We start from the raw sequence: 21,614 nt of genomic DNA on the forward strand, positions 1-21,614 counted from the left end.
GGCTGAGGCCCCTCCCGGTGTTCCGGGAGGAGCCTCTGGGTCCGTGGGCCGATCAGGCCGACTGTGCCTCTTTGATGGCCTGCATGACGCGGTCGGTGACCTCGTCCATGCCGCCGATGCCGTCGACACGGGTCAGGATGCCGCGGTCGTCGTACTTGGCGACAACGGCCTCCGTCTGGCCGTGGTACAGGTCAAGGCGGTGCCGGATGACGGCTTCGTTGTCGTCGGTGCGTCCGGTTTCCTTGGCCCGGCCCAGCAGGCGGGTGACAAGTTCCTCGTCGTCGGCCGTGAGCTGCAGGACGACGTCGAGCTTCTGGTCGCCGTCGGCGAGGATCCCGTCGAGGTAGTCCACCTGCGCGGTAGTGCGCGGGTAGCCGTCCAGCAGGAAGCCGTTCTCCACGTCGTCCTCGCTGAGGCGGTCGCGGACCATTTTGTTGGTCACGCTGTCCGGAACGAAGTCGCCCGCGTCCATGTACTTCTTGGCTTCGATGCCAAGCGGCGTCTCACCTTTGACGTTGGCGCGGAAGATGTCCCCCGTGGAGATCGCAATGACGCCGAGGCGCTCCGAAATGCGCTCCGCCTGCGTTCCCTTGCCGGATCCGGGAGGTCCGATAATCAACATTCTCGTCATCGCAAAAGCCCTTCGTAGTGACGCTGCTGTAGCTGCGCATCAATCTGCTTGACGGTCTCCAAACCTACGCCGACCATGATCAGGATCGAGGTGCCACCGAACGGGAAGTTCTGGTTGGCGTTGATCAGGACCAATGCGACGAGCGGGATAAGTGCCACAAACGCCAAGTAAATGGCACCGGGGAGGGTGATCCTGGAAAGCACATACTGCAGGTAGTCCGCGGTCGGCTTGCCGGCACGGATACCCGGAATGAAGCCGCCGTACTTCTTCATGTTGTCAGAAACTTCTTCAGGGTTGAAAGTGATCGCAACATAGAAGTAAGTGAAGAACACAATCATGGCGAAGTAGAGAGCCATGTAGATCGGGTGGTCACCGCGGGTGAGGTTGTTGTTGATCCACTCCACCCACGGCGCTACGGGCTCACCGGGCTTGGGCTGGTTGAACTGGGAGATCAGGCCCGGCAGGTACAGCATCGAGGAAGCGAAGATGACGGGCACGACGCCGGCCATGTTCACCTTGATCGGGATGTAGGTGCTGGTGCCGCCCACAGTGCGGCGGCCGATCATCCGCTTGGCGTACTGCACCGGGATGCGGCGCTGTGACTGCTCCACGAAGACCACCGCGGCCACGGTCAGCAGGCCGATCACCAGGACCATAAAGAAGGTGCCCGGGCCCTGTGAGGTCCAGATCGCACCGAGTGAGCCGGGGAAGCTGGAAACGATGGACGTGAAGATCAGCAGCGACATGCCGTTGCCGACGCCCTTTTCGGTCACGAGCTCGCCCATCCACATGATGAGGCCGGTGCCGGCCGTCAGCGTGATGATGATCAGGATCGTGGTGACGATGCTGTCGTCCGGGATGATCGGCAGCTGGCAGTTCGGCAGCAGCTGCCCGGAGCGAGCCAGCGACACCAGCGTCGTGGCGTTCAGCAGCCCCAGTGCGATCGTGAGGTAACGCGTGTACTGCGTCAGCTTCGACTGGCCCGAGGCGCCTTCCTCGTAGAGCTGCTGGAACCGGGGAATGACCACCCGGAGCAGCTGGACGATGATGCTGGCCGTGATGTACGGCATGATGCCGAGGGCAAAAACGGACACCTGCAGCAATGCACCGCCGCTGAACAGGTTGACGAGCTGGTAGATACCGCCCGAGGTCTGACCGGTCTGCAAGCATTGCTGGACATTCTGGTAGTTCACACCAGGCGAGGGGATGAAAGCACCCAAGCGGAAGATTGTGATGATTCCCAGCGTGAACAACAACTTGCGTCGCAGATCAGGCGTGCGAAAGGCCCGGCCAAATGCGCTAAGCAAGCGTCCTCCTGATGAATAAGTAAAGTCGTGTGAGATAGGTCAAATAAACCCAACAACCGAGTCTAACGGGTGGACGCGCCCTGCGAACAATCGCAGGGCCGGGAAAAACAGAAAAACTCCCGGCACCTGGGGCCTGAGCCCCTGGTACCGGGAGTTTCCACAACGGGCAACTGCCCCGCCGGCCTCTTAGAGGGCGGTGGTGCTTCCGCCTGCTGCAGCAATCTTTTCTGCGGCGCTGGCCGAGAATGCGTGGACGGTGACGTCAACCTTGACGGTGATGTCGCCGGTGCCAAGCACCTTGACGGGCTGGTTCTTGCGAACGGCACCCTTTTCGACCAGGTTCTCCACGGTGACTGCGCCACCTTCCGGGAACAGCTCGTTGAGCTTGTCCAGGTTTACAACCTGGAACTCAACCCGGAACGGGTTCTTGAAGCCGCGCAGCTTCGGGAGGCGCATGTGCAGCGGCAGCTGGCCGCCGGCAAAGCCAGCCTTGATCTGGTAGCGGGCCTTCGTACCCTTGGTACCGCGACCAGCGGTCTTACCCTTGGAACCTTCACCACGACCAACACGGGTCTTGGCGGTCTTGGCACCCGGGGCGGGACGCAGGTGGTGAACCTTCAGTGCGTTCTGCTTCTCAGCAGTGGCGCCCTGTGCCTTTTCGGCGGTTTTCTTCTCTGCCATTTACTTCGCCTCCTCTACCGTAATCAGGTGCGGAACCGTGTTGACCATTCCGACGGTCACGGCGTCGGCGGTGCGGACAACGGTGTGTCCGATCCGCTTCAGGCCGAGGGACCGCAGGGTGTCGCGCTGGTTCTGCTTGCCGCCAATGGCGGACTTAATCTGAGTGATCTCCAACTTCGCGTCGGAGACAAGCACGTTCTTAGCCATTACTCAGACACCTGCCTTCTGGTTCAGGAGCGCCTTCACCATTGCCGGCGGGGCGATCTCGTCGAGCGGGAGGCCGCGGCGTGCTGCCACTGCTGCCGGCTCTTCGAGGCGCTTCAGCGCGTCAACGGTCGCGTGCACGATGTTGATGGCGTTGGAGGAACCGAGCGACTTGGAGAGGATGTCGTGGATGCCCACGCACTCCAGTACTGCACGGACCGGACCGCCGGCGATAACACCGGTACCGGCGGAAGCCGGACGCAGCATAACGACGCCTGCGGCGGCTTCACCCTGAACACGGTGCGGGATGGTGCTGCCGATGCGGGGAACGCGGAAGAAGGACTTCTTGGCCTCTTCAACGCCCTTCGCGATGGCGGCAGGAACTTCCTTAGCCTTGCCGTAGCCGACGCCGACCATACCGTTGCCGTCACCGACGACGACGAGGGCGGTGAAGCTGAAGCGACGACCACCCTTGACGACCTTGGAAACACGGTTGATGGTTACGACGCGCTCTACGAACTGGCTCTTTTCGGCTTCGCGGCCACCATCGCGGCCACCACGGCCACCACGGTCGCCACGGCCCTGGCCGCGGTCGCCACGCTCGCCACGACGAGCGCCACCACGGCGGTCATCAGTGGTAGCAGGCGCAGCGGTCTCAGTTGCCGGAGCAGCTACAGCTTCAGTCACCTGAATGTCCTTTTCGTTATTTTCGGTCACAGTGCCAGCCCACCTTCACGTGCGCCGTCAGCGACGGCGGCGATCCGGCCGTGGTACTTGTTACCACCGCGGTCGAAGACAACTGCTTCGATACCGGCAGCCTTGGCACGCTCGGCAACGAGCTCGCCAACGCGCTTGGCCTTGGCTGTCTTGTCACCGTCGAATGCACGAAGGTCGGCTTCCAAAGTGGAGGCGCTCGCTACGGTCAGGCCCTTGGTGTCATCGACAACCTGGACGAATACGTGGCGTGCGGAACGGTTGACGACCAGACGAGGACGTACAGCCGTACCGGAGATGCGCTTGCGGATACGAAGCTGGCGACGGCTGCGCTGGGCAGACTTGCTCTTGTTCGTACGCTTCTTGTTAATTGCGATCGCCATGGTTACTTACCAGCCTTTCCGACCTTGCGGCGGATGACTTCGCCTGCGTAACGGATGCCCTTGCCCTTGTAGGGGTCCGGCTTCCGCAGCTTGCGAATGTTGGCAGCAACCTCGCCGACCTGCTGCTTGGAGATGCCTGAAACAGAGAGCTTGGTCGGGGTCTCTACTGCAAAGGTGATGCCGTTCGGTGCCGTGATGTTAACCGGGTGGCTGTAGCCCAGAGCGAACTCCAGGTCAGCACCCTTTGCCTGAACGCGGTAACCGGTACCGACGATTTCAAGCTTCTTCTCGTAGCCTGCGGTGACACCCTGGATCATGTTGGCGATCAGGGTGCGCGTCAGGCCGTGCAGCGAACGTGAGGCGCGCTCGTCGTTCGGGCGGGCGACAGTCAGGGTGCCATCTTCCAGGGAAACCTCGATCGGGCTGGGCACAGTGTGGCTCAGCTCGCCTTTGGAACCCTTGACGTTGACGACAGAGCCGTCAACCTTGACCTCAACGCCGGCAGGAACGGTGATGGGGAGACGTCCAATACGTGACATTATTCTCTTCCTTTCCCGTTACCAGACGTAAGCGAGGACTTCGCCGCCCACGCCCTTCTTGCCGGCCTGCTTGTCAGTCAAGAGGCCGGAAGAGGTGGACAGGATTGCGACACCCAGGCCACCGAGCACGTGCGGCAGGTTGGTGGACTTTGCGTAAACGCGCAGTCCCGGCTTGGAAATACGACGAACGCCAGCGATGGAACGCTCGCGGTTCGGACCGAACTTGAGCTCGAGGGTCAGCTTCTTGCCAACCTCAGCGTCTTCTTCTTTCCAGGAGGCGATGTAACCTTCGGCCTTCAGGATGTCGGCAACGCGTGCCTTGAGCTTGCTGTACGGCATAGACACGGAATCGTGGTATGCCGAGTTTGCGTTGCGCAGACGCGTAAGCATGTCTGCGACGGGATCTGTCATTGTCATGGTGGGCTCATGCCCTTCCTCATAACGGTTTCCGCCGTGCGGTGTTTCCGAACATAGTTCGGAACCAGCACGGGCGGACCTTTTACGTAGCTAGATTAATCTTCGGTCTTGAACGGGAAGCCAAGCGCCTTGAGCAGCGCGCGGCCTTCGTCGTCGGTCTTGGCAGTGGTCACGACGGTGATGTCCATGCCGCGAACGCGGTCGATGGAATCCTGGTCGATCTCGTGGAACATAACCTGCTCGGTCAGACCGAAGGTGTAGTTGCCGTTGCCGTCGAACTGCTTGCCGCTGAGGCCCCGGAAGTCGCGGATACGCGGCAGAGCCAGCGTGACCAGACGGTCCAGGAATTCCCACATGCGGTCCCCACGCAGAGTTGCGTGTGCACCGATCGGCATGCCTTCGCGCAGCTTGAACTGTGCGATCGACTTGCGGGCCTTGGTTACCTGCGGCTTCTGGCCGGTGATCAGGGTCAGATCGCGGACAGCGCCGTCGATCAGCTTGGAGTCCTTGGCGGCATCTCCAACACCCATGTTCACAACGACCTTGACCAGGCGGGGAACCTGGTTGACGTTCTCGTACTTGAATTCCTCAACGAGCGTGCTCTTGATGGAATCCGCGTACTTGGTCTTCAGACGAGGAACGATCTTGCTTGCCGGAGTCTCGAGAGTCTCAGTCATTAGATGTCCTTCCCTGAGCTCTTGGCCACGCGGACACGCACTTCGCGCTTCACGCCATCGCGCTCAACGGTCTCGGTGCGGAAACCGACGCGGGTGGGCTTCTTGGTGGACGGGTCAACGAGAGCCACGTTGGAGATGTGGATCGTAGCCTCGACGACTTCGATGCCACCGGTCTTGGTGCCGCGCTGCGACTGACCGACCTTGGTGTGCTTGGTTACGCGGTTAATTCCTTCGACCAGCACGCGGTTGGTCTCGGGGAACACGCGCAGAACCTTGCCCTGCTTGCCCTTGTCGCCGCCGCGCTCAGCCTTGGCGCCAGTGATGACCTGAACCAGGTCACCCTTTTTGATCTTAGCCATGGACTAAAGCACCTCCGGAGCCAGAGAAACGATCTTCATGAACTTCTTATCGCGAAGTTCACGACCAACCGGTCCGAAGATACGGGTACCGCGGGGGTCACCGTCGTTCTTCAGGATCACAGCTGCGTTCTCGTCAAACTTGATGTAGGAACCATCCGCACGGCGGCGTTCCTTCTTGGTACGGACGATGACAGCCTTGACGACGTCGCCCTTCTTAACGTTGCCGCCCGGAATTGCGTCCTTGACGGTAGCGACGATGACGTCGCCGATGCCTGCGTAGCGACGGCCAGATCCACCGAGAACGCGAATGGTAAGGATTTCCTTAGCACCCGTGTTGTCGGCGACCTTGAGTCGCGACTCCTGCTGAATCACTATTTACTCCTTGCGTCGCGCTGGTTCTCAGACCGAAAATCTTCCTACGGAATGAGCCTTGCGGAACGGTTGATCGGGGTGTCTCTTGACCTGCCTGGATTTTGCCAGACCAGGCCTAAACTCCCGTGCCAAAAACATTTGCTTCCCAGACGGGTTCCGACGAATCGGGGCGCTAGGGGGCACTATGCCGTGGCACGATTGTTTACGAGGTTGATGACGGCGCACAGATAGCGCCATACAAACTCAAAATCTTAGCACGTTTTGGGCCTCAGCCAGAATCAGCCATTACCACAGACGATGGCGTCACGCACGGCTGAAAGCCTGCACCGCGTGACGTGCCGGCGCAGGCGGCGAACCCGGCAAACCCGGCAGCCCGGAAACCCAGAGCTCCGGGGAACGGAGAAGCCCCCGTTCCCAGCAGGGAACGGGGGCTTCTCACACTGACAGCGAGGCTGCAGGTGTTACTTGGCCTTCTCGAGGATCTCCACCAGACGCCACCGCTTGGTAGCGGAGAGCGGGCGGGTCTCGGCGAGCAGCACGAGGTCGCCGATGCCGGCGCTGTTCTCTTCGTCGTGAGCCTTGATCTTCGTGTTGCGGCGGATAACCTTGCCGTAGAGGGCGTGCTTCACGCGGTCTTCGACCTGGACAACGATGGTCTTTTCCATCTTGTCCGAGACGACGTAGCCGCGCTTCGTCTTACGGTAACCGCGCTCGTCAGCCGTGGCTGCACCGGAAACAGTTTCCGTCACGTTCTCGTCCTTTTCACTCACTTGGCGTCCTCCTCGGTCTCGGCCTCGGCCGGCTTTTCAGCCTTCTCAGCCTTGGCTGCGGACTTCTTGGACTTCTTTTCTTCCTTGGCTTCCACAACCGGCGCGGCAACCTCGGCACGAATGCCCAGCTCGCGCTCACGGAGAACGGTGTAGATGCGGGCGATGTCCTTCTTTACCGCGCGCAGACGACCGTGGTTCTCCAGCTGACCGGTGGCGGACTGGAAACGCAGGTTGAACAGCTCTTCCTTGGCCTTGCGGAGTTCTTCAACGAGACGCTCGTTGTCGAAACCGTCCAGCTGTGCGGATGCAAGTTCCTTGGATCCTACTGCCATTTCTACTCACCACCTTCGCGACGCACAATGCGTGCCTTCAACGGCAGCTTGTGGATTGCCAGGCGCAGGGCCTCGCGAGCTACCTCTTCACTGACACCGGAGAGTTCGAAGAGAACCCGGCCCGGCTTGACGTTTGAGACCCACCATTCCGGAGAACCCTTACCGGAACCCATGCGGGTTTCGGCAGGCTTCTTCGTCAGCGGACGGTCCGGGTAGATGTTGATCCAGACCTTGCCGCCACGCTTGATGTGGCGGGTCATCGCGATACGGGCAGATTCGATCTGACGGTTGGTGACGTAAGCCGGGCTCAGAGCCTGGATACCCCACTCACCGAAGGAGACCTTGGTGCCACCCGTAGCAGCGCCGGAACGACCCGGGTGGTGCTGCTTACGGTGCTTGACTCGACGTGGGATAAGCATTTAAGCCTGTCCTCCTTCTACTGCCTGTGCCGGTGCGGCAGAAGCTGCATCAGCCGCCGGAGCTTCGGCAGCAGCGGGTGCAGCCTCAGCCGGGCGGTCGTTACGACGACGGCGGTCACCACGGTCAGCGCCACCCGGGCGGCCCGGGCGGTCGCTGGCACCACGGCCACGGGACGGAGCAGCAGCTGCCTGCTGAGCCAGTTCCTTGGCGGTGACGTCACCCTTGTAGATCCAGACCTTCACGCCGATGCGGCCGAAGGTGGTCTTGGCCTCGTAGAAGCCGTAGTCGATGTTCGCGCGGAGGGTGTGCAGGGGCACACGGCCTTCACGGTAGAACTCCGAGCGGGACATTTCTGCGCCGCCCAGTCGACCCGAGCAAGCGATACGGATGCCCTTGGCACCTGCACGCTGTGCGGACTGCATGGCCTTCTTCATCGCACGGCGGAAAGCCACGCGGGAAGTCAGCTGCTCAGCAACGCCCTGGGCAACAAGCTGTGCTTCCATCTCGGGGTTCTTGACCTCGAGGATGTTCAGCTGAACCTGCTTGCCGGTGAGCTTTTCGAGCTCGCCGCGGATGCGGTCTGCTTCTGCGCCGCGGCGGCCGATAACGATGCCCGGACGTGCCGTGTGGATATCCACACGGACGCGGTCACGGGTGCGCTCGATTTCAACCTTGGCGATACCGGCGCGCTCCATGCCCGTGGACATGAGCTGGCGGATACGGATGTCTTCGCGAACGAAGTCCTTGTACCGCTGGCCGGCCTTGGTGCTGTCAGCAAACCAGTGCGATACGTGATCGGTGGTGATGCCGAGTCGGAACCCGTGCGGGTTAACTTTCTGTCCCACTTAGCGAGCCTCCTCTTTCTCCGGGGTAGCGACTACCACGGTGATGTGGCTCGTGCGCTTCTTGATCTGAAATGCACGACCCTGGGCTCGCGGCTGGAACCGCTTCATGGTCGGGCCTTCATCAACAAACGCTTCGCTGATGATGAGGTCACCTTCGTCAAACGCCACGCCGTCGCGGTCCGCGAGGACCCGGGCGTTGGAGATTGCCGACTGAACTACCTTGAATACCGGCTCCGAAGCTGCCTGCGGGGCAAACTTCAGAATTGCCAGAGCCTCATTCGCTTGCTTACCACGAACAAGGTTGACGACGCGCCGGGCCTTCATAGGCGTTACGCGGATGTGACGCGCAATTGCCTTGGCTTCCATTGCTTTCCTTCTCTCGTCTTTGACGTAAGTGCAGGCGCCTAGCGGCGCTTGCCCTTACGGTCGTCCTTGACATGGCCGCGGAATGTCCGCGTGGGAGCGAATTCGCCGAGCTTGTGCCCGACCATCGACTCAGTGACAAACACGGGGATGTGCTTGCGTCCGTCGTGTACGGCAATCGTGTGGCCGAGCATGTCGGGGACGATCATCGAACGGCGGGACCAGGTCTTGATGACGTTCTTGGTGCCCTTTTCGTTTTCCCTGGCTACCTTTACAAAGAGGTGCTGGTCAACGAAAGGACCTTTTTTCAGGCTGCGTGGCATGTGTCCAGGCTCCTATCGCTTGTTCTTGCCAGTACGACGGCGACGAACAATAAGCTTGTCGCTCTCTTTGTTGGGACGGCGGGTGCGGCCTTCGCGCTTACCGTTCGGGTTGACGGGGTGACGTCCACCGGACGTCTTACCCTCGCCACCACCGTGGGGGTGGTCGACCGGGTTCATGGCGACACCACGGACGGTCGGGCGAACGCCCTTCCACCGCATACGGCCGGCCTTGCCCCAGTTGATGTTCGACTGCTCGGCGTTGCCGACCTCGCCGACGGTTGCGCGGCAGCGCACGTCAACGTTGCGGATTTCGCCGGAAGGCAGACGCAGCTGGGCGAAACGGCCTTCCTTTGCAACGAGCTGGATCGATGCGCCGGCGGAGCGGCCCATCTTGGCGCCGCCACCCGGGCGCAGTTCAACTGCGTGGATTACGGTACCGACCGGGATGTTGCGCAGCGGCAGGTTGTTGCCGGGCTTGATGTCAGCGTCGGCACCTGCTTCCACGATGTCACCCTGGCCCAGCTTGTTCGGGGCGATGATGTAACGCTTGGTGCCATCAACGTAGTGCAGGAGTGCGATGCGAGCCGTGCGGTTCGGGTCGTACTCGATTTCGGCAACGCGGGCGTTGACGCCGTCCTTGTCGTGGCGACGGAAGTCGATCAGACGGTACTGGCGCTTGTGTCCACCACCCTTGTGACGGGTCGTGATCTTACCGGTGTTGTTACGGCCACCCTTTTTCGGGAGGGGACGTACCAACGACTTTTCCGGCGTCGACCGCGTGATTTCAGTGAAGTCCGCTACGCTCGAGCCGCGACGGCCCGGGGTAGTCGGCTTATATTTACGGATTCCCATAATTTATTTCCTCGTTAAAGTGGTCTCCGCTACGAGAGCGGACCGCCGAAGATGTCGATAGTGCCTTCTTTGAGGCTCACAATTGCACGCTTGGTGTTCTTGCGGGTACCCCATCCGAATTTGGTGCGCTTGCGCTTACCGGCACGGTTGATGGTGTTGATCGAGTCGACCTTGACGGAGAAGATTTTCTCCACGGCCAGCTTGATCTCGGTCTTGTTCGAGCGGGGGTCCACCAGGAAGGTGTACTTTCCCTCATCGATCAGGCCGTAGCTCTTTTCCGAGACGACGGGTGCAAGCACGACGTCGCGCGGGTCCTTGAGGGTGGCTGCACTCACTTGGCATCCTCCTGGTTCTTTGCCACTGCCCGGTCAGCAACGAATGCTTCGTAGGCAGCCTTGGTGAAGACAACGTCATCGGAAACGAGAACGTCGTAGGTGTTCAGCTGGTCTGCGTACAGAACGTGAACATCCGTGAGGTTGCGCACGGAGAGTGCAGCAACATCGTTGGCGCGCTCGATGACGACGAGCAGGTTCTTGCGCTCGGAGACACCTCGCAGGGTTGCCAGTGCAGCGCTGGAGGACGGCTTGGTGCCGGCTACCAGTTCAGCGACAACGTGGATGCGGCCGTTGCGGGCGCGGTCAGAGAGAGCGCCGCGCAGTGCAGCAGCAATCATCTTCTTGGGGGTGCGCTGGCTGTAGTCACGCGGCGTGGGGCCGTGGACAACGCCACCACCGGTCATGTGAGGAGCACGGATTGAACCCTGACGGGCGCGGCCGGTGCCCTTCTGCTTGAACGGCTTGCGACCTGCACCGGAAACCTCGGCGCGGGTCTTGGTCTTGTGGGTACCCTGGCGAGCAGCAGCGAGCTGGGCAACGACGACCTGGTGCAGCAGCGGCACGTTGGTCTGTACGTCGAAGATCTCTGCAGGCAGGTCAACCTTGACAGTGCTAGTCATTGAACTAGGCTCCCTTCACGGCGGTGCGTACGAGTACGACCTGGCCGCGGGCGCCGGGGACGGCACCCTTGATCAGGAGCAGCGACTTCTCGACGTCAACCGCGTGGACCGTGAGGTTCAGCGTGGTGTGACGAACGGCGCCCATGCGGCCGGCCATTTTCATGCCCTTGAAGACGCGGCTCGGGGTGGATGCGCCACCGATTGAACCGGGCTTACGGTGGTTCTTGTGGGCACCGTGGGAAGCTCCAACGCCGTGGAAGCCGTGACGCTTCATAACACCGGCGAAGCCCTTACCCTTGGTGGTGCCAACGACGTCGATCTTCTGGCCGGCTTCGAAGAGCTCTACGGAGAGCTCCTGGCCCAGCTCGTAAGAGTCAGCATCTGCAGTGCGCAGTTCTACGACGTGGCGGCGAGGCGTGACGCCTGCCTTTTCAAAGTGACCAGCCAGCGGCTTGGTGACCTTGCGGGGATCGATCTGGCCGTAGCCGATCTGAACGGCGACATAGCCATCAGTATCTGCGTTGCGCAGCTGCGTGATGACGTTCGAGTCAGCCTGGACCACAGTGACGGGGATGAGCTTGTTGTTCTCGTCCCAGACCTGGGTCATGCCGAGCTTCGTGCCCAGCAGGCCCTTTACGTTACGGGTTGCGGTCATAGTCTCTCAGCACCTCCCTACAGCTTGATTTCGATGTTCACGTCGGCCGGCAGGTCGAGACGCATGAGCGAATCGACAGCCTTGGGCGTGGGATCGATGATGTCGATAAGACGCTTGTGCGTGCGCATTTCAAAGTGCTCGCGGCTGTCTTTGTACTTGTGCGGAGAGCGGATTACGCAGTAAATGTTCTTCTCCGTCGGCAGCGGCACAGGGCCTACTACCGTGGCGCCTGCGCGCGTGACCGTCTCAACGATCTTCCGTGCTGAAACGTCAATGACCTCGTGGTCGTATGACTTCAGCCGGATGCGGATTTTTTGTCCCGCCATGTCGCCTGACTCTCTTTCAGTAAATGCTGCTCTGTTTACTTACCTGTTGTGCGGCTGCCGAAGCATTTGAAGTCGTAACTACCGCCCGCCGCACAAGCTGAATCCGGATGAATCCGGGTTCCTCAACCTGCCGGCGCAACCGACCCCCGCGGTCGGGCGTGTCGCGGTTTGCACGCGTACTCGTCCGCAATTCCTTGGGAAGTGGGTTATGTTTGGGCTCTTACTTGGACCCTGGCACCCGGCATTATCCGGATCGGGACGCGAAAGAGCGCTTGAACAACTCATCTAGTATGCCGGAATTAACGGGCAGAAGCGAATCAGCGGCTGTGCGGGGACGATGTGGCCGCCGGTCCTGACGCCCGGCCGACGCCACCGTCGGGGCGCAGACGGGACACGGACGACGTCGGGCCGTGGCTTCCGCTCATTGCCTTAGGCGCGCCCCGTGGGGATGATGGGGGCATGACTGTGCAGGATTCCGTAGCAGTCCAGGCATTGGCCGCGCGCCTGCGCCCGGATTTCCAGCTGGGGGTTGCCTCGGCCGCGTTCCAAATTGAAGGCTCTCTTGCGGCCGGCGGCCGCGGACCCTCCGGCTGGGACGCCTTCGTCGAAAAGCCGGGCAGCATCCTGGACGGGCACTCCCCCGCCGTCGCCTGCGACCACTACAACCGCACGCCCGAGGACGTCGAACTGATGCGCACCCTCGGCATCGACTCCTACCGCTTCTCCATTTCCTGGCCGCGGATCCAGCCGGACGGCACCGGACCGTTCAACAGCCAGGGGCTCGACTTCTACGACCGGCTCATCGACCGGCTGCTCGAGGCCGGCATCTCCCCGATGGCGACCCTGTACCACTGGGACACCCCCCTTCCGCTGGAGCACCGGGGCGGCTGGTTGAACCGGTCCACTGCTGAACGCTTCGCCGAGTACAGCGCGGCGGCGGGCAGCCGGTTCGGCGACCGCGTCGCCCAGTGGGTCACGCTCAACGAACCGGTATCCGTCACCCTTAACGGCTATGCCCTCGGGGTCCATGCCCCGGGCCATGACCTGCTCTTCGACGCCTTGCCCGCAGTCCACCATCAGCTCCTCGGCCACGGCCTCGCCGTGCAGGCGCTGCGGGCGGAGTCCGTCTCGGGCACCGTGGGCGTCACCAACCTGCATTCCCCTGTGCGGCCGGCCTCCCGCTCGGTGACGGACAGGTTCCTTGCCAACATCTTCGACCTGGTGCTTAACCGGGTGTACGCGGACCCGATCCTGCTGGGCCGGTACCCGAAGATTCCGCTCATCGCCAAGCCCTGGTTCCGTTCATTGGGGAAGATCTCCGACGCCGATCTGCGGACCATCCAGCAGCCTCTGGACTTCTACGGGCTGAACTATTACTACCCCGTGAAGGTCGCCACCGGACGGGGTGCGGGTGAAAGCCCGGCGGGACACACGGACGCGATGCTGAAGATGCCGTTCCATCTCGCGGCGTTCCCGGAATACACGAAGACGGGATTCGGCTGGCCGGTGGCTCCGGACCATTTGGGACCCCTGCTCCGGGAGTTGAAGGACAGGTATGGGGACGCTCTCCCGCCGCTGTACATCACCGAAAGCGGGGCCAGTTTCCCCGAGCCCGACCACGTGACCGGCCCCATCGCCGACGTGGAGCGGATCAGCTACATCGCGTCCCACCTGGGTCATGCCGTGGACGCTACAGCGCCCGGGGGGATCGCCGAGGACGTCGACCTGCTGGGGTACTACGTCTGGACCCTGATGGACAACTTCGAGTGGGCCGCCGGGTACTCCCAGCGCTTCGGCCTCGTCCACGTGGATTTCGACACGCAGGAACGCACACCCAAGGATTCGTACTACTGGTACCAGGCGCTCAGCAGGGCACGAAAAGGCTGAGCCGGCGGGCTATTTGTTCTTGTTGGCCCGGGAAATGCGTTTGGCGCGTTCAATTTCGTGGCGGAAGTGCTTCTTCGCCCAAACGACAGCGACGACGACGGCAACGGCCACCAACAGGAAAATCAACAAGCCCATTGTGAGCTCCCTTCGTTGCAGGCAACGATATCAGCGCCCGGCCCGGGTCAACCATGGTCCGCCGGCTGTTGCCGCCACTATTGCCGCGACAAAGCCACCTGCGAGTTTTCAGGCAGCTTCTCAGCTGCCCGGCACGCGGACGAACAGGACCGATGCCGGTTCGGTCGTTTTCAACTGCCACTCAGGGTTCGCCTGCAGGGCCCGCGCCAAACCGCTGGAGGGCGGAACCAGAACACAGTCCGCGCCCGATAGTCGCTGGTCCAGGTCTCCGTCGCCTTGCTCAATAAACCGCATGAAGTTGTTGACGCGATCCGCTCCGTACAGGTCGTTGCGGGAATCAAGCGACACCCGCGCGTCCGGGCGCTGCAGGATGACAAGGCCCCCGACCATGTAGTCATTGAAGAGGGTGCACCCTGCTGGAATGGCTCCAATCGCGTCGGACGGATAGCTGGCCGGGTCGGGACGGCCGACCGCGGGGAGGTTGACAGCGACCAGAACGGTTACTGCTGCCACGGCCAAAGTGCCGCACTGGGCCAGCATCCTCCGCCTGCTCTCGAAGTACCGCAGAACGACAGGGCGCGAGGCTGCGGACATCAGAACGGGCATGGAAATCAAGAGGAGGATGGGGATGATCCGCATGGCGGCCACCGACCCCGCCAGGGTGACCAGCAGGGCTGCGGAGAATACGATTTCGCGCCGGCGCACGGCAACGACCAGCGCGACAAGCCCCAGGGCCACCGGGACGAATTGCACCGGATCCGCAACGTTCAAAGGTTGCCACTCCGTGATGACCGTTGAGGCCGCCTTCACCTGCGTTGTTTGGGAGAAGATACCGATGCCGTAGGGGTTGGCCAGGCTGCAGAGCAGCGCGACCGCCAGGGCACCGGCAAACCAGCCGACCCGACGCCGCGTATTCTTCTGTACGCCGGCGAGGACCAATGTCCCACCGACGATTGCCACCCCAAGCAGGGACGCCGCATGCAAGTTGACCCAGACTGTGACGAGCAAAGCCAGGGCGCACAGCTGCCGCAGCGACGGCGCGTCAAGCATCCGCCCGAGGATAATGACCAGGAGCAGCACGGCCAAATAGTCCACCAGGTGCGGGCGCGCGGACAACCAGATGATGAGCAGCAGGGAAGTCGGCAGCAGCAACCATCCGGCCACGGCCGGGGAAGCTCCTCTCGCCCGGGCCAGGAAGAGGACCAGGCCGATGATGGCCGCCGCGATCGCGGCACAGCCGAGGGCCACCCCGGGGAGCCCGCTGACGTTGTACACCGCGGCAAGCAGGACGTTGAAGCCCCACGAGTTCAAGGTCCACGGCTCGCCGGCAGCCGTCCAGGAAAATGGATCGACTGCAGGGATCCTCCCCGCCTCGAGGGTTAGTATGCCCGTCCGTATCTGCCAGAACGTGTCTGATTCACTGAAATTTTCTGCACGCGCCAGCGCAATTGGCAGGAAGGCCAGCCAGGCGAAGAGCCAATATTTTGTGGGCGCCAGGCGCCCGACGGCAGGTCCTGCCGGGGTGTCCCTCACTGCTTCGGCACTTCGTCCTTCGACCATAGGGTGCACGATACCCGAGCCGCTCTCCGCACCCCCGAAGGGCACGGCCGGACCTTGTCCGCGCCCGTCAATGACGATCCGCCGGCTCACGGATCGGTGCAGGCTCGTCGGCAGCAGGCTTGCTGCGGTTCAGCCGCCAGACCGCCAGTGCTATCAGGGCCGCGGCAATGAGGGCGAGCAGCGCGAAGGTGTACTGGCGCATGGCCCACATGACGCACAGTGCCACTCCCGCCGCGCCCCACCAGACAAACAGCCGATCGCCGAAGGCCAGCCCGGCCATGAGCACGACGGCCATCGACGCCAGGATCCACAGTTGCTGCCCCGCATCACCGCCGAAGATGATCGCCAGCCCGGACACCGTCAGCAGCCCGGCGCCACCGGACAACAGCACCCGCCCGGCCCTGCGGTTCCCGGACGCCAAGCGCAGGGCGCCCAGCACGCCGGCCAGAACCACATACCACTGCAGGGGCCAAAACGACCCGGCCCAGCCGGCATCCGAATCGGGTCCGGTGAACAGCACCGCGTGCTGCACCGCAGCCGCCGTGGCAAACAGTCCCAGTTCCGCACCGGCCCGGCGGGCTGCCGCGGGCGCTTCGGCGCAGCACACGGCGGCGGTTGCCGCCACGAGCGCAGCCCCGGCCCAGGCTGTTGCGTCCCACCGCAGCCCGGCGGCCGCGGCCAGGCCAAGGCCCAGGATCGCTGCAACTGCCAGCGACCAGCGCCGGATCGGATCGCCTTCCAGCCCGTCCCGGCGCAGCCATCGGACGGCATACAGCGCTGCCGCGGCCGGGGCGCAACCCGCCAGCCACGGCAGGTAGCTGCCCCCGGCACCCGGAACAGCTTCCAGCAGTTCGGAAGCCCCCAGCGTGGCGCCGGCCAGCACCGCCGCCACGGCGGGCACGTAGAGCACCGGCCATCGCCCAAGGTGCGATGCCGCGAAACAGGCCACTCCCAGCACCAGGACCGAAGCCCCGGTCAGCCCGTCGCTGGCGAACGGTGCCAGCAGCAGGGCGGTCACGACGGAGGCGGCGGACGCGGCCGGCCAGAGCCAGCGTTCGACGTCGGCGCGCGCCTTCCGCCGGAACAGCAGGCCGGCGGCGGTGGCGGCCAGCGACATCACCAGCAACACCGCCACGACGCCGTCGTGGCTCAGCACCGGCTGGTCCAGGAAGCCGCCAGCGGACGGGCCACCGGTGAACTGCACGAGCGGCCCCAGCGCCACGGTACCCAGCACGGCGGCATAGACCGCCAGGTAGGCCGCCCCGCGGGCCGCAAACAGCTGGCTGGCCACCGCTGCGGAAGCCAGCAGCAGGGCCGAGTGCAGGAGGATGACCCAGCGGACGCCGTCGGCCGGTTCCGCTGCCAGATAGCCGAGTGGAAGCGCCGTTTGGGCGGCGAGCGTGATCCACACCGCGGCCCGCTGGAACGGGATTTCCGTCAGCCGGTGCCGTATGAGCCAGCGGACCACGTGCTGTGCGGCGAGGACCAGGCCGAACGTTGCCCAGACGGCGGTGGCCGAGACCGTCAAGTCGTAGCTGAGGACGAGCGCCAGGGCCAGGGTCAGCACCCGGGCGGATGCGAAGTAGCCGCCCTTGGCAGTGCGCGAGGTAGCGGCAGCCACCATCACGGCGCAGAAGGCGGCAAAGATGCCCAGGACCAGTTCGACGTCGAGCGCGGTGCCCGCACGGGCCAGCAGGAGCACTGCCAGCGCCGCCGGGGCAAACACCACCGCCCGTGGACGGGCCCGGAGCATGAAGCCCGCCGCCGCCGCGCTGAGTGCCATCACGACGACTGCAGCGGTCAGCTGCCAGCTCCCTGTGGACTGGTACTGGGGGCCGGACGCCGTGAGGACGGCCAGGGCGGCGGCCTGCAGCACCAGCACTGCGGCGGCGTCGGCGACCACGCCGTCGGGTGCCCGGCGCCGGGCCTCGGCCCGCAGGGGGAAAGCCAGCTGCAGCCCCAGCACCAGCACGGCCAGCGAAGCGCCCGCCAGTTCCTCCCCGCCGAGCAGCAACGGACCGGAATCCTGCCGGAGTTGCTGGAAACCGGCAAGGATCAAAACAGTGCCGGTCCCCCGGGCCATCAGCCAGTAGCTCCACCGCTGCTGCAGCGCTCCGCGGCGCAGCGCCGTGGCCGCGAGGTAGAGCACCGTCACGGTGAGGCTGATAATGCCGCTACGGAGCGAGACTGCGCTAAAAGCCAGGCCGGCCAGCGCTGCCGCCATGCCCAGCGGCAGCAGTTCACGCAGATCCGACCGCCAGGGCGTCCCTGGTGCGGCTTTCCCCGAGAGTGCCCAGCCGATGCCAAGGCACGCGAGGAGCTGGAGCACCACGGCGCCGCCGGCCAGCGATCGCTGCGGAGCGTCGTCCGCGACGGCCAATGCGGCGAGGACGGGGAGCGCCGCGAGGGAGAACCCCGCCAGGCTCGCGTCCGGGGCCAGCGACGGCACACCCGCCCGGACAAGGGCCGCCGTGGCGAGCTGCTGCAGCAGAAGAGCCAGCAGGAAGGCCAAGAGCACCGGGACGGAGTCGTAGCCATCACCGGTCACGGCCGTTGCCGCGGCGGGCACGGCCAGCGTGATTGCAATGCGGGCGGCGAGAACGAAGTGCCGGCGCAGGGGCTCCGACGGAGGCAGGGCGCGCACGGCCCAGAACAGCGCGACGAGCAGCAGGAACCCCGCCGGGGTCCAGTTGCCGGCGCGGCCGCCGAAGGCAGCAGCGAGCATCAGGGCAGGAACCGGAGCCCCTTCCGCCACCCCGCCCAGTCCCACGGCCAGGGCCACGCCGGTGAGCACCGCCAGCAGCAGGGGCACCCACGCGGGCACGTCGCCAGTTTGATTGACGGCGGCAGGGAACGACGTCGCCGCACCCCACAGCAGGGTCAGGAGCAGCTGCAGCCCGAAGGTGCCGAGGGCGTCCGCCCGCTGTCGGACGGCTGACCCCAGCAGCGCGGCCGGAACCATATTCGGTCCGGACGCCAGCAGCACGGACTGGAGGGCTGCCAGCGCGACGCCGGTCAGCAACGCCCACGGCAGGCTGTCACTGGCGGCCCAAGTTCCGGCGGCGGCCGCCATGGTGAGACTCGCCCGGCAGCCGTAGTACTGGGCCACACGGAACCGGCTCTGCGGAACGGCGGCCATCAACCCGAAGTAGGCGCCGCAGAGGAACATGATGAGTGCGTACTCGCCCATGCCGAGCAGGAGCGGCACGAACGTCAAGAACACCGCGACGGAGGGGACCACGAAGGGGTGCAGGTACAGCACCGGTTTGAGGAACACAGACGGCAGCCAGCGCGGACGTGTCAGGGCCAGCAGCGCCAGAAGGACCGCGAAGCCGATCAGGGCGGCGAAGTACCAGGCCAGGGCTCCGCCGAGGACCGAAATCCCGGACGACCCCGTCGACACGACGAACGTCAGCGACAGGTAGGCAAGGACCTTGCTGTCCATCCGGACGGCGGCGGCAACGTAGGCCGCGGTCCCGATGATCGACGTGACCAGCCAGGCGCCCGGGGCGTCGTGGAGGAGGAAGCTGTACAGCGCCAGGCCGGCGACCGGGATCAGGGCCAGCCCGGTTCCGGCGAACGCGACGGCGGCAGGCCTGAGCCGCGGGGCCCTCCTGTGCAGGACCAGACCCCCGGCATAGAACAGCACCGTGATGGCGACGACGCCGGCGAAGCGGAGGACCTCGGGCAGGGAGGTGCCGACGAACAGGGCACCGGCGGCCACCAGCAGGAGGCTGGCGACGTAGAGGGTGATGTTGATGTTCTGCCGGTCCCGCTTCTCCTTGCGGGCAGCCCGGTGCGCGGCGGACTCCCGCGGCACCGGCGGGCCCGAATCAGGGGGCGGCGGAGCGGAGCTCTGCACGGGCAGGGGCAGGGGCAGGGGCAGGGGCCAATGCTGTTCTTGCCGTGCGGGCGGGAGGGGCCTGTGCTGGAGCGGCCCGACAGCCTGGACCGGCAGGGTTGGCCGGTCTGGCCGGGCCGCTGGCGGAGCATCGGCCGGCGCCGGCGGGTTGGTCGCCGCCACCGGCTTCGGGGCAGCCTCGCCGTCCCGCCAGCCCTGCACGTGTCCCGCACGGAAACCCGCCGCGAACGCCTGGCTGTTCGTGTCACCGGCACGACTGCGTTCCCGTGCCCTCCCCCAGCGGAGGCCCAGCAGGAGGGCTCCCGCGACCAGGAGTATTACCAGCAGTGGGTGGACAGCAGCCGACATGGACATCCTTCGTGACACCGGCTGTCCGGACCCGACCAGCCCCCATTAACTCCAATGACTAGATGAAACATAGCACCAGCGGGGGCTCAGCGAAGGGTTTTCCACAGGGCCCGCTCCCAGGGCCGGGGATCATCGACAATCCTGCAGTCGGCGTCGAACCGCATCGTGGCCCTCCGCTCGAGGTCATACTTCGGCCAGCCGGGGTCGCCCGTGGCCGCGAAAGCGAGCCACGCTGCGTGCATTTTGTGCGCAAGCTCCTGGGGCGGGGCGCTTCCCAGCAGCGGACCGAAGAGCGGCGCATCCGTGGCAGCCGTGTCGAAGACAAAAGGAACCTCGAGAGCGTGCACCGCGCCGAGGCCCGGCGATGCCCAGGCGAACTCGTACATATAGGTTCCCGACGTGGTGTTGGCGTTGGCGTGCGCGTCGGCCAGGCGAATCGCGGGGATCCGCATCCACCAGTCTGTCTGGACCGCCGCGAGCAGATCGCCGGGACCCGCCTCCGGGTACCTCGCCCGGTAGGCGGACAGCGCCTCCTCGACCGGTAGCCCGTAGGCCGCCAGGGACTGGTAACCGTAGGCGCGGACCGGCCCGGTGATCATCTCGACTGTGATGCCGGCCAGCGCGCCGCTGGCGACCAGAAACAGCCGCCAGTCGTCGGTATTCGTGCCGACGATGACATCCACCTGCCTGCCGGATCCGGCCGCGATCCGCTCGATCGGCGGGCCGGGCAGGACGTCGCCGTCGAGCACGGGCTGCCACGGCATTACGCTTGCCACCACGGCGTTGCCCCATCGTTCCGGGTCCGGGTCGGCGAGCAGTTCGTCCTTCAGCTCCGCCTGCGCCGCCAGCAGGCGCTGGACCCCGGCTCCGGCGATCGCCTCACGCGTGGCGGGCACCCCCAGCTTCCCGGCCAGGTATCCGGCGATGCGCAAGGCATCCGCGGCGGGCGTGACCTGGTGGGCTGCGCCGCTCTGCAGGATCGCACGCCGAAACAGCCCCTCGGCGCGGGGCATGGAAAGCAGCATGCCGATGCTCATCGCGCCTGCGGACTCGCCAAAGACGGTGACGTTGCCGGGGTCCCCGCCGAAGGCTGAAATGTTTTCCCGCACCCATTCGAGGGCGGCGAGCTGGTCGAGCAGGCCGAGGTTGGCGATGCCGTCACCGAGATAGAGGAACCCCTCCGCGCCCGGACGCCAGTTGATGACGACGCAGACCACGCCGTCCCGGGCGAAGCGGCTCCCGTCGTAAGCCGCCGTCGAGCTGATCTCGAACATTCCGCCCTGGATCCAGACCATCACCGGCAAACTTGGCCCGCCGGGCGCCGGCGTCCAGATGTTCAGGTTCAGGCATTCCTCGGAAGGCACGGCACGTTCCACTTCCGCAAAAGCGTTGACTACTTCCGACCAGTCCTCTGATGCCCCAGTGGCCGGACCGCCCATGGAGGGCGGCGCCACCTGCGGAGGCTCCGGCCCGAGCCTCGTGGCGTTCCGGATACCGGACCACTGCAAGGCAGGCTGTGGCGGCCGGAGACGGTTCGCGCCGACCGGCGGCGCTGCATAGGGGACCCCGAGGAAGGTGTACACACCGTCGGCGAAACTGCCCCGCAGTTCCCCGCGGGCCGTCGTGACCAACACGTTCATCACACCAGCATGGAACCCGTAGCCGGGGCCGGTAAGGGGCGTTGGTCCTGAGGCTGG

General features: G+C 64.5%; 27 protein-coding genes. 1 reads left to right on the forward strand and 26 read right to left on the reverse strand.

Features of this window, described 5'->3' with window-relative positions; all coding sequences use genetic code 11:
* Window positions 1-52: 52 nt before the first annotated feature.
* The 22 genes from LDO13_RS13715 to rpsJ all read right to left on the reverse strand — a co-directional run bounded on the left by LDO13_RS13715 (window position 53) and on the right by rpsJ (window position 12,125).
* Entirely contained in the window at window positions 53-622 is a 570-nt protein-coding gene (locus LDO13_RS13715; RefSeq protein WP_224049792.1) for an adenylate kinase, read from the reverse strand.
* Between the two features lie 5 nt (window positions 623-627).
* Window positions 628-1,938 carry a preprotein translocase subunit SecY gene (gene secY / locus LDO13_RS13720; RefSeq protein ID WP_224047263.1) on the reverse strand — a complete coding sequence of 437 codons (1,311 nt, stop codon included), beginning with the start codon at window positions 1,936-1,938 and terminating at the stop codon, window positions 628-630.
* A 186-nt stretch (window positions 1,939-2,124) separates the two neighbouring features.
* Window positions 2,125-2,619, reverse strand: a complete 495-nt coding sequence (rplO, locus tag LDO13_RS13725; protein ID WP_224047264.1) for a 50S ribosomal protein L15 — start codon at window positions 2,617-2,619, stop codon at window positions 2,125-2,127.
* Window positions 2,620-2,826, reverse strand: a complete 207-nt coding sequence (gene rpmD, locus LDO13_RS13730; protein ID WP_224047265.1) for a 50S ribosomal protein L30 — start codon at window positions 2,824-2,826, stop codon at window positions 2,620-2,622.
* Window positions 2,827-2,829: 3 nt separating this feature from the next.
* Entirely contained in the window at window positions 2,830-3,510 is a 681-nt protein-coding gene (gene rpsE, locus LDO13_RS13735; protein ID WP_173403037.1) for a 30S ribosomal protein S5, read from the reverse strand.
* Between the two features lie 26 nt (window positions 3,511-3,536).
* Window positions 3,537-3,920 carry a 50S ribosomal protein L18 gene (rplR, locus tag LDO13_RS13740; RefSeq protein ID WP_018773674.1) on the reverse strand — a complete coding sequence of 128 codons (384 nt, stop codon included), beginning with the start codon at window positions 3,918-3,920 and terminating at the stop codon, window positions 3,537-3,539.
* Between the two features lie 2 nt (window positions 3,921-3,922).
* A complete protein-coding gene (rplF, locus tag LDO13_RS13745; RefSeq protein WP_056425247.1) occupies window positions 3,923-4,459 on the reverse strand; it encodes a 50S ribosomal protein L6 in 537 nt (178 codons plus the stop codon).
* Window positions 4,460-4,477: 18 nt separating this feature from the next.
* A complete protein-coding gene (gene rpsH, locus LDO13_RS13750) occupies window positions 4,478-4,876 on the reverse strand; it encodes a 30S ribosomal protein S8 (protein ID WP_056425243.1) in 399 nt (132 codons plus the stop codon).
* A gap of 95 nt (window positions 4,877-4,971) precedes the next feature.
* Entirely contained in the window at window positions 4,972-5,553 is a 582-nt protein-coding gene (gene rplE, locus LDO13_RS13755) for a 50S ribosomal protein L5 (protein ID WP_024366124.1), read from the reverse strand.
* Window positions 5,553-5,912 (reverse strand): 50S ribosomal protein L24, encoded by a 360-nt coding sequence (gene rplX, locus LDO13_RS13760; protein ID WP_056425237.1) that lies wholly within the window; start codon window positions 5,910-5,912, stop codon window positions 5,553-5,555. Before rplX ends, rplE begins: the two co-directional genes overlap by 1 nt.
* Window positions 5,913-5,915: 3 nt before the next feature.
* The gene (gene rplN / locus LDO13_RS13765) at window positions 5,916-6,284 is read right to left on the reverse strand and encodes a 50S ribosomal protein L14 (RefSeq protein ID WP_003803789.1); all 369 of its coding nucleotides are present in this window, start codon (window positions 6,282-6,284) and stop codon (window positions 5,916-5,918) included.
* Window positions 6,285-6,745: 461 nt separating this feature from the next.
* A complete protein-coding gene (gene rpsQ, locus LDO13_RS13770) occupies window positions 6,746-7,054 on the reverse strand; it encodes a 30S ribosomal protein S17 (RefSeq protein ID WP_224047266.1) in 309 nt (102 codons plus the stop codon).
* Window positions 7,051-7,386: a 50S ribosomal protein L29 gene (gene rpmC / locus LDO13_RS18635; protein WP_136321878.1), complete on the reverse strand. Its 336-nt coding sequence runs from the start codon at window positions 7,384-7,386 to the stop codon at window positions 7,051-7,053. The genes rpsQ and rpmC overlap by 4 nt, the downstream gene beginning before the upstream one ends.
* Before the next feature lie 2 nt (window positions 7,387-7,388).
* Window positions 7,389-7,805, reverse strand: a complete 417-nt coding sequence (gene rplP / locus LDO13_RS13780; RefSeq protein ID WP_011692803.1) for a 50S ribosomal protein L16 — start codon at window positions 7,803-7,805, stop codon at window positions 7,389-7,391.
* Window positions 7,806-8,651, reverse strand: a complete 846-nt coding sequence (gene rpsC / locus LDO13_RS13785) for a 30S ribosomal protein S3 (protein WP_224047267.1) — start codon at window positions 8,649-8,651, stop codon at window positions 7,806-7,808. It abuts the gene before it with no gap.
* Complete coding sequence (gene rplV / locus LDO13_RS13790; RefSeq protein ID WP_003803798.1) at window positions 8,652-9,017, reverse strand: 50S ribosomal protein L22; 366 nt, start codon at window positions 9,015-9,017, stop codon at window positions 8,652-8,654. It abuts the gene before it with no gap.
* Window positions 9,018-9,055: 38 nt separating this feature from the next.
* The gene (gene rpsS / locus LDO13_RS13795; protein WP_018773666.1) at window positions 9,056-9,337 is read right to left on the reverse strand and encodes a 30S ribosomal protein S19; all 282 of its coding nucleotides are present in this window, start codon (window positions 9,335-9,337) and stop codon (window positions 9,056-9,058) included.
* 12 nt (window positions 9,338-9,349) lie between these two features.
* Window positions 9,350-10,189, reverse strand: coding sequence for a 50S ribosomal protein L2 (gene rplB / locus LDO13_RS13800; RefSeq protein ID WP_224047268.1), 840 nt, complete (start codon window positions 10,187-10,189; stop codon window positions 9,350-9,352).
* Between the two features lie 29 nt (window positions 10,190-10,218).
* Window positions 10,219-10,524: a 50S ribosomal protein L23 gene (rplW, locus tag LDO13_RS13805; RefSeq protein WP_056425233.1), complete on the reverse strand. Its 306-nt coding sequence runs from the start codon at window positions 10,522-10,524 to the stop codon at window positions 10,219-10,221.
* Complete coding sequence (gene rplD / locus LDO13_RS13810; RefSeq protein ID WP_056425230.1) at window positions 10,521-11,144, reverse strand: 50S ribosomal protein L4; 624 nt, start codon at window positions 11,142-11,144, stop codon at window positions 10,521-10,523. Before rplD ends, rplW begins: the two co-directional genes overlap by 4 nt.
* Before the next feature lie 4 nt (window positions 11,145-11,148).
* A complete protein-coding gene (rplC, locus tag LDO13_RS13815; RefSeq protein ID WP_024366134.1) occupies window positions 11,149-11,799 on the reverse strand; it encodes a 50S ribosomal protein L3 in 651 nt (216 codons plus the stop codon).
* A 17-nt stretch (window positions 11,800-11,816) separates the two neighbouring features.
* Window positions 11,817-12,125, reverse strand: a complete 309-nt coding sequence (rpsJ, locus tag LDO13_RS13820; RefSeq protein WP_038464699.1) for a 30S ribosomal protein S10 — start codon at window positions 12,123-12,125, stop codon at window positions 11,817-11,819.
* A 459-nt stretch (window positions 12,126-12,584) separates the two neighbouring features.
* Between rpsJ and LDO13_RS13825 the strand changes: the two genes are divergently transcribed.
* Window positions 12,585-14,012: a GH1 family beta-glucosidase gene (locus LDO13_RS13825; RefSeq protein WP_224047269.1), complete on the forward strand. Its 1,428-nt coding sequence runs from the start codon at window positions 12,585-12,587 to the stop codon at window positions 14,010-14,012.
* Window positions 14,013-14,021: 9 nt separating this feature from the next.
* On the opposite strand, the gene LDO13_RS18610 is transcribed toward LDO13_RS13825, so the two are convergent.
* The 4 genes from LDO13_RS18610 to LDO13_RS13840 form a co-directional block, all read right to left on the reverse strand.
* Entirely contained in the window at window positions 14,022-14,147 is a 126-nt protein-coding gene (locus LDO13_RS18610; protein WP_263422135.1) for a hypothetical protein, read from the reverse strand.
* 120 nt (window positions 14,148-14,267) lie between these two features.
* Window positions 14,268-15,707 carry a hypothetical protein gene (locus tag LDO13_RS13830; RefSeq protein ID WP_224047270.1) on the reverse strand — a complete coding sequence of 480 codons (1,440 nt, stop codon included), beginning with the start codon at window positions 15,705-15,707 and terminating at the stop codon, window positions 14,268-14,270.
* A gap of 67 nt (window positions 15,708-15,774) precedes the next feature.
* Window positions 15,775-19,917: a hypothetical protein gene (locus LDO13_RS13835; protein WP_224047271.1), complete on the reverse strand. Its 4,143-nt coding sequence runs from the start codon at window positions 19,915-19,917 to the stop codon at window positions 15,775-15,777.
* 86 nt (window positions 19,918-20,003) lie between these two features.
* The gene (locus LDO13_RS13840; RefSeq protein WP_224047272.1) at window positions 20,004-21,557 is read right to left on the reverse strand and encodes a carboxylesterase family protein; all 1,554 of its coding nucleotides are present in this window, start codon (window positions 21,555-21,557) and stop codon (window positions 20,004-20,006) included.
* Window positions 21,558-21,614: the final 57 nt, after the last annotated feature.

It is taken from the genome of Arthrobacter sp. NicSoilB4 (assembly GCF_019977335.1).
In the GTDB taxonomy this organism is placed as follows: domain Bacteria; phylum Actinomycetota; class Actinomycetes; order Actinomycetales; family Micrococcaceae; genus Arthrobacter.